We start from the raw sequence: 7,154 nt of genomic DNA on the forward strand, positions 1-7,154 counted from the left end.
GCCGCCCGGAACCTCGCGCGGCCTTCCGGGACGACGGACCACGGCAGGGGACTCGCATGTCGACCATCAAGTCGTTCGAGCTGAAGCGCTGCGTGCAGCGCCAGCAGGATCCGGGCTGGACTTTTGCGCGTGCCACCGTGCCGGAGCTCCCGGGTTGGATTCTCGTCCTCACCGACCAGGACGGCCAGGTCGGCCATGGCTATGCACATGCCATCGCCGCCATCACGACGCACGGGGAGGGGGCCGAGGCCGGGCTGCGGTTCCTCGCGCCCCGGCTGGTCGGCCGCGATCCGACCAGCATCGCCGCCGTCATGGATGACCTCGACCTCGCCCTCGCCGCCAGCCCGAGCCCGAAGGCGGCGATCGACATGGCGCTGCACGACCTGCTGGCGCGCCGGCTGGGCGTCCCGCTGCACGCGCTGCTCGGTGGCGCCCGCCGCGCCGTGCTGCCGCAAGCCCGAATTCTCTCGATCAAGAGCCCGGCCGACATGGCCGAGCGCGCCCGTGGGCTGGTCGCGCAGGGCTACCGGACTCTCAAGCTCAAGCTCGCCGGCGACGCCGAGACCGACGTCGCGCGCGTCCGCGCGGTGCGCGAGGCGATCGGGCCGGCGCCGAACATCACGCTCGACCCCAACCAGACCTACAGCGCCAAGGGCATCATCGCCGCGTTCCGGTCGATGGAGCGGCACGACATCGCGCTGATCGAGCAGCCGGTGGCGGCCGCCGACCTGGCCGGCCTCAAGCTCGTCACCGACACGCTGCCGGTGCCGGTCGAGGCGGACGAGAGCGCCGATTCGCTCGCCGTGATCTGGCGCATCGCCGGCGACCGGATGGCCGACTGCGTCAACCTCAAGATCACCAAGCTGGGCGGCATCCGCAACGTGCTGGCGGCGATGCGCATCTGCGAGGCCGGCGGGCTCGCCTGCCGGTTCGGCGCCGCCTTCGGGCCGTCGCTGCTCCAGGCGATGGGGGCGCAGGTGGCGGCCTGCGCCCGCGACCTGCCGTTCGCCAGCGAGCTGTCCGAGCACACCCATCTGCTCGACGACCCGTGCACGCCGCTGCCGGTCGAGGGCGGCGACATCGTGCTGCCGTCCGGCCCCGGCTGCGGCGTGTCGCTGCGCGACGGCGCGACGGAGGAGGCGGCGTGACGGAGGGGATCGTGGACACGCTCAGCGGACGGGCGGCCGATTGGCTGACCCGGCTCTCGCTCGCCGACGTGCCGCCCGAGGTGGTCGACGGCACCAGGCTGCGGATCCTGGATCTGGTCGGGGTGATGCTGGCGGCGCGCTCGCTCGACGTCGTGCAGGCGGCCAAGAGGGCCGCGCTGGAGACCGACGGCGGATCGGGGGCGTCCATCCTCGGCCATCCCGGGGAGACGTCGCTCGCCGCCGCGGCCTTCGTCGACGGCGTGATGGGGGCGGTCCTGGAGTTCGACGACACCCACATCGAATCGAACATCCATCCGACCGTGCCGACCGTCGCGGTGGCGATCCCGGAGTGTCACCGGCGCCGCCTGCCGGGCGCCCGCCTGGTCGAGGCCGTGCTGGCCGGCAGCGAGCTGTCGTGCCGCCTCGGCCTCGTCGCGCCGGTCCGCATGCACGAGCTCGGCTTTCATCCGACTGCCGTCTACGGCGTGTTCGGCGCCGTCTGGGCGCTGGCCAAGGCGCGCGGGCTGTCGGCCCGGCAGGTCGTCGACGCGATCGGCGCCGCCGGCAGCATGTCGGCCGGCCTGATCAGCTCGTTCGAGGACGGCACCTCGACCAAGACCATGCATGTCGGAATGGCGGCGGCGTCGGCGGTGCGGGCCGTCGGCCTCGCGAGCCAGGGCGTCTCCGGCCCGGCCGCCGTGTTCGAGGGACGCTTCGGCTGGTTCCGCAGCCACGTGCAGGCGCCGGACGTCACGTTCCGCTTCTCCGCCCTGACCGACGGGCTCGGCACCGACTGGCAGGTGACCAGCATCGCCTCCAAGATCCACCCCTGCGCCTTCACCATGATGCCCCACATCGCGGCGACGCTGGCGCTGCGCGAGACGCACGGCATCAGGCCGGCCGACGTGGCAGAAATCCGCGCCCACATCATGCCGCGCTCGTTCCCGATCCTGTGCGAGCCGGCCGCCGAGAAGCTGCGGCCGCGCACCACCTGGCACGGCCGGATCAGCCTGCAGCACACGGTCGCCGAGGCTCTGGTGACGGGCCGCATGGACAAGCACGCCTACGCGCCCGAGAACCTGCGAAACCCGGAAATCAACGCGCTGGCCGACAAGGTGAAGCCGATCGCCGACCCGGCCGCCGGGCAGAACCTGAAGCGCTCCGGCGGCACCGTCTCGATCACGCTGCGGGACGGGCGCGAGCTCACCCACACGATCGACGACATGCCCGGCACCCGGGCCAATCCGATCACGGCGAACGACTACGTCGCCAAGTTCCGCGCCAATGTCGACGGGGTGCTCGCCCCGGCGCTCGCCGACGAGGCGATCGAGACGCTGCTGCGGCTCGACCGGATCGACGACGTGGCGCCGCTGTTCGACAAGCTCTGCCGGGCGTGACGTGAGCGTCGGGCCCGGCTGCCGCTCGAGTCACGCCGCCGCGACCAGCCCGCGCTTCCTCAAGAGAGCGTCGGCGTCGGGCAGGCGGCCGCGGAAGGCGACATAGGCGTCGGCGGGATCGCGGGAGCCGCCGGCGGCGTAGACGTGGTCCTTCAGCTTCTTGGCGACGCCGGGGTCGAACACGTCGCCGGTCTCCTCGAAAGCCGCGAAGGCGTCGGCGTCCAGCACCTCGGACCACATGTAGCTGTAATAGGCCGCCGCGTAGCCGCCGCCCGAGAACACATGGGTGAAGTGCGGCGGCCGGTGCCGCATCACGATTTCCTCGGGCATGCCGATGCGCCCGAGCGACTCCCGCTCGAACGCCCTCGGATCGATCGAGGCGGCCTGCTCCGGCGTCAGCGCATGGAAATCCATGTCGACCAGCGCCGAGGCGACGTACTCGACGGTGGCGAATCCCTGGCCGAAGGTGCGGGCGCGGGCGAGCCGCGCCATCAGCTCGTCCGGCATCGGCGCGCCCGTGACGGCATGCCGCGCGAATTTTTTCAGGATCTCCGGATGCTCCATCCAGTGCTCGTAGAGCTGCGAGGGCAGCTCGACGAAGTCGGTGGCGACGCTCGTCCCCGAGATGGTCGGATAGGTCACGTCGGAGAGCAGGCCGTGCAGGGCGTGGCCGAACTCGTGGAACAGCGTGCGGGCGTCGTCGAACGACAGCAGCGCGGGCTCGCCCGCCGCCGGCTTGGCGAAGTTCATCACGTTGACGATGAGCGGCAGCTCCTCGCCGTCGAGCTTCTCCTGCTTGCGCAGCGACGTCATCCAGGCGCCCGACCGCTTGCTGCTCCGCGCGAAATAATCGCCGAAGAACAGGCCGACCGGTCGGCCCTCCGGGCCCGTCACCTCCCACACCCGCACGTCGGGGTGCCACACCGGGACGTCGTGGCGCTCGGCGAACGACAGCCCGAACAGCTTGCCGGCCGTGTCGAAGGCGGCCGCGATCATGCGGTCGAGCGGCAGATAGGGCCGCACCTCGTTCTCGTCGATGCCGTAGCGCGCCTTGCGCAGCTTCTCGGCCCAGAAGCGCCAGTCCCACGCGGCGAGCGGCTCGTTGCCGCCTTCGGCCCGGATCATCTCCTGCATGGCGTCGCGATCGGCGAGCGCGCGCGCCCGCGCCGGCGTCCAGACGCGGTCCAGCAGGGCGCGGACGGCGTCCGGCGTCTTGGCCATGGCGTCCTCGAGCCGGTAGGCCGCGAAGCTGTCGTAGCCGAGCAGCTTGGCCCGCTCGGCGCGGAGCCGCACCGTCTCGGCGATGACGGCGGCGTTGTCGGTCGCGCCGCCGTTCTCGCCGCGCGCCGCCCACGCCTTGAAGGCCTGCTCGCGCAGATCGCGCCGCTCGGCGGCGCGCAGGAAGCCTTCGACGCTGGAGCGCGCCAGCGTGATGGCGAACTTGTCCGGATGGCCGCGCTCGGTCGCGGCGGCGCGGGCCTCCTCGCGGGCGGCCTCGGACAGGCCGGCGAGGTCGGCCTCGTCGAGCAGCAGCACGAACGCCTGCTCGTCGGCCAGCACGTTCTGGCTGAACGTGGTGCCGAGCGTCGCCAGCCGCCGGGTGATCTCGGCGAGCCGGGCCTTGGCCGTCTCGTCGAGGCCGGCGCCGGAGCGGCGGAACGTCAGCGTGTAGCGCTCCAGCACCCGCGCCTCCTCGGGCGGCAGGCCGGTGCCGTCGCCGAGCGCGGTGATTCGCGCGAAGAGACGGCCGTCGGTACGGATGGCATTGCCGTGCGCGGCGAGCTTCGGCGACAGCGAGCGCTCCAGCGCCAGCAGGGCGTCGTTGGTGTGGGCGCCGGCCAGCACGTGGAACACGGCCGAGACCTTGCTCAGCGCCCGTCCGCTGCGCTCCATCGCCGCGATGGTGTTCTCGAAGGTCGGCGGCGCCGGGTCGGTGGCGATCCGCTCGATCTCGGCCCGGTGCGCGGCGAGCGCCGCATCGAAGGCCGGCTCGAAGTGCTCCGGCCGGATCGCGGCGAAGGGGGGCGTCTCGAACGGCGTCGTCCACGCCGTGTCGAAGGGAGTGCCGGCCGGGCCGGGCGCGCTCGCGGACGGTTGAACAGCCATAGGATACCGCCTGGGGTAAGATTGGAGGACCGGGTGCGGACGGCAATGCCGACGGTGGAACGGCACGGCCGACCGATGGAGGAGCAGCGCCGCGGCGGACCCGGGTCGCGGCCGACATCGAGGACCACATGCGCAATATAGTGTTGGGCGGCCTCGCCGCCATCGCCTTCGGGCTGCTGCTCGCGCCCGCCGCGACGGCGGCGCCGGCCGGCGCGACGGCCGTCGGGTCGGCGGCCAGATCGGCCTCGATCGTCCATCAGGTGCCCTGTGCCATGCGCCGGTACTGCAACCGGCGCGGCTGCTGGACCCGCCGGGTCTGCTGGTGAGTGGGTGGGCGCGGCGCCGGGCCTGCGACGCCGCGTCCCGCGACCCGAAGGGGCGGGTGGACCGGGACCGGGTTGACGCGGTGGGCGTTTCGTGGAGAGTCCCTGCCGAAGAACGAGGAACCGCCCGTGCTCGACACCGTCACCAAGCCCGCCTCCCGCCGCATCGCGTGGCAGAACGTCGTCACGGTCCTCGGGGCCACCGTGCTGATCGGGGCCGAGGTGTTCGGGGCCGCCTTCGCGGGCGGCTGGGCGATGGCGAGTCTGTTCGGCCTCGGACTCGTCGGCGAGTACATCGCACAGACCATCTTCATGCTGCTCGGCCTCGTCGTGATGGTGCAATTCGTGCGCGGCGGCATGAAGATCGAGCCGTTCACGACCCGTCACTGAGCGGCTGGGCTCGACTCGCGCCGGTGCGCTTCGGCGCGCGTTAAAGCGCTGCGAACTTTTCCAAAAATTTTTATCGATCGTGGGGGCTTCCGGGGCCTCCAAACGTCTTGCACCCCCGGGTCAAATCGCTTAAGTGACCCCTGCCCAATTTCGCACGTGCCTGTGGCCGTGTGTCGATCGGTGGGCATCCGGACAAGAGGCCGGACAGCCGCCCGGAGTGAGATCGGAACGATCGCGAGATCGCCGATTGCTTGAGCTCCGAAACACTTGATCGACAGCCGGAGGCGAAACCGGCGCACCCCGTTCTCCCCGGGGGACGCGGCTTAAAGCAACGACGGAGCGGGCTTTTTTGGTCCTGCCGGCATTCCACCGCCGGTTTAGGGCGCCGAAGAGGCTTGTTCATCATTGCCGGGCGTGCGGATCGGGGCCTCCCCTTTCCAATCCAAGGCAGCACGGACGGTCGAAGAGCCGTTTGCGGCACACGCGTCCCCATCGCGCGTGGTCGTGAAGGCGACTCCGGCCGCACTCACCAGGGTGGCTCACTGCCGCCCGCCTAGCCTGTTGGGGAGAGCGCCATGACCGAGCGCATCCGCGAGTTCCTGCGCCGTCGCCGCGAGGACGGGCCGTGCCTCGTCGTCGATCTCGACATCGTGCGCGAGAACTATCAGACCTTCGCCCATGCCCTGCCGGACACCCGGGTGTTCTACGCCGTGAAGGCGAACCCGGCCCCGGAGGTCCTGTCGCTGCTCGCCTCGCTGGGCTCGTGCTTCGACACCGCCTCGGTCGCCGAGATCGAGATGGCGCTCGCCGCCGGAGCCACGCCGGACCGCGTCTCCTTCGGCAACACGATCAAGAAGGAGCGTGACATCGCGCGCGCCTACGCGCTCGGCGTCCGCATGTTCGCGGTCGACTGCAAGGCCGAGGTGGAGAAGGTGGCGCGCGTCGCTCCCGGCGCGCGGGTCTATTGCCGCTTCCTGTACGACTGCGCCGGCGCCGAATGGCCGCTGTCGCGGAAGTTCGGCTGCGACACCGGCATGGCCGTGGACGTGCTGGAGCACGCCCACCGGCTCGGGCTGGAGGCCTATGGCGTGTCGTTCCATGTCGGCTCGCAGCAGCGCAACGTGCGCTCGTGGGACCGTGCCCTGAAGTCGGCCGGTCAGATCTTCCGCGAGTGCGCCGAGCGCGGCATCGCGCTGTCGATGGTCAACATGGGCGGCGGCTTCCCCACCAAGTACCTGAAGAAGGTGCCGGTGGTGGAGAACTACGGCCGCGCGATCTTCCGGGCGCTGTGCAAGCACTTCGGCAACGCCATCCCGGAGACCATCATCGAGCCGGGCCGCGGCATGGTCGGCAATGCCGGCGTGATCGAGGCCGAGGTCGTGCTGGTCTCGACCAAGAGCGCGCAGGACGAGCTTCGCTGGGTCTATCTGGACATCGGCAAGTTCGGCGGCCTCGCCGAGACCATGGACGAGGCGATCCGCTATCCGATCCGCACGCCGCGGGACGGGGACGCGGTGAGCGACTGCGTCCTGGCCGGCCCGACCTGCGATTCGGCCGACGTGATGTACGAGAAGAACCCGTACCCGCTCCCGGTCAGCCTGGAGATCGGCGACAAGCTGCTGATCGAAGGGACGGGCGCCTACACGTCGACCTACTCGGCGGTGGCGTTCAACGGCTTCGCGCCGCTGAAGACGTACCACATCTGAGTCGGGCTCTCTGACTCGTCATGCCCGGGCTCGTCCCGGGCATCCACGCCGACTTCGCCGCACGCAAGAACAACGTGGATGGCC

6 protein-coding genes are annotated in these 7,154 nt (G+C 71.0%); 5 read left to right on the top strand and 1 reads right to left on the bottom strand.

The features are described 5' to 3' along the window. Window positions 1–56: 56 nt before the first annotated feature. Together CH341_RS11410 and CH341_RS11415 are read left to right on the top strand one after the other, a co-directional pair. Entirely contained in the window at window positions 57–1,148 is a 1,092-nt protein-coding gene (locus CH341_RS11410) for a mandelate racemase/muconate lactonizing enzyme family protein (RefSeq protein ID WP_170149577.1), read from the top strand. An 11-nt stretch (window positions 1,149–1,159) separates the two neighbouring features. Beyond that, the gene (locus CH341_RS11415) at window positions 1,160–2,545 is read left to right on the top strand and encodes an MmgE/PrpD family protein (protein WP_170149578.1); all 1,386 of its coding nucleotides are present in this window, start codon (window positions 1,160–1,162) and stop codon (window positions 2,543–2,545) included. A 30-nt stretch (window positions 2,546–2,575) separates the two neighbouring features. Here the strand turns inward: CH341_RS11415 and CH341_RS11420 are convergent, their stop codons facing one another. Beyond that, window positions 2,576–4,651, bottom strand: coding sequence for a M3 family metallopeptidase (locus CH341_RS11420; protein WP_111419153.1), 2,076 nt, complete (start codon window positions 4,649–4,651; stop codon window positions 2,576–2,578). Window positions 4,652–4,779: 128 nt separating this feature from the next. Between CH341_RS11420 and CH341_RS11425 the strand changes: the two genes are divergently transcribed. The 3 genes from CH341_RS11425 (at window position 4,780) to CH341_RS11435 (ending at window position 7,070) form a co-directional block, all read left to right on the top strand. Next, on the top strand, window positions 4,780–4,977 hold the full coding sequence (locus tag CH341_RS11425) for a hypothetical protein (RefSeq protein ID WP_146604440.1): 198 nt from the start codon (window positions 4,780–4,782) through the stop codon (window positions 4,975–4,977). Between the two features lie 126 nt (window positions 4,978–5,103). Further along, window positions 5,104–5,364: a hypothetical protein gene (locus CH341_RS11430; RefSeq protein ID WP_111419155.1), complete on the top strand. Its 261-nt coding sequence runs from the start codon at window positions 5,104–5,106 to the stop codon at window positions 5,362–5,364. Between the two features lie 575 nt (window positions 5,365–5,939). Beyond that, entirely contained in the window at window positions 5,940–7,070 is a 1,131-nt protein-coding gene (locus CH341_RS11435; RefSeq protein ID WP_111419156.1) for a type III PLP-dependent enzyme, read from the top strand. Window positions 7,071–7,154: the final 84 nt, after the last annotated feature.

This window comes from Rhodoplanes roseus, assembly GCF_003258865.1.
GTDB lineage: Bacteria > Pseudomonadota > Alphaproteobacteria > Rhizobiales > Xanthobacteraceae > Rhodoplanes > Rhodoplanes roseus.

Excerpts from the sequence above, each read along its gene's own strand:
- CH341_RS11410 (WP_170149577.1), top strand. The coding sequence starts at position 57 with ATGTCGACCATCAAGTCGTTCGAGCTGAAGCGCTGCGTGCAGCGCCAG.
- CH341_RS11420 (WP_111419153.1), bottom strand. The coding sequence starts at position 4,651 with ATGGCTGTTCAACCGTCCGCGAGCGCGCCCGGCCCGGCCGGCACTCCC.
- CH341_RS11425 (WP_146604440.1), top strand. The coding sequence starts at position 4,780 with ATGCGCAATATAGTGTTGGGCGGCCTCGCCGCCATCGCCTTCGGGCTG.
- CH341_RS11435 (WP_111419156.1), top strand. The coding sequence starts at position 5,940 with ATGACCGAGCGCATCCGCGAGTTCCTGCGCCGTCGCCGCGAGGACGGG.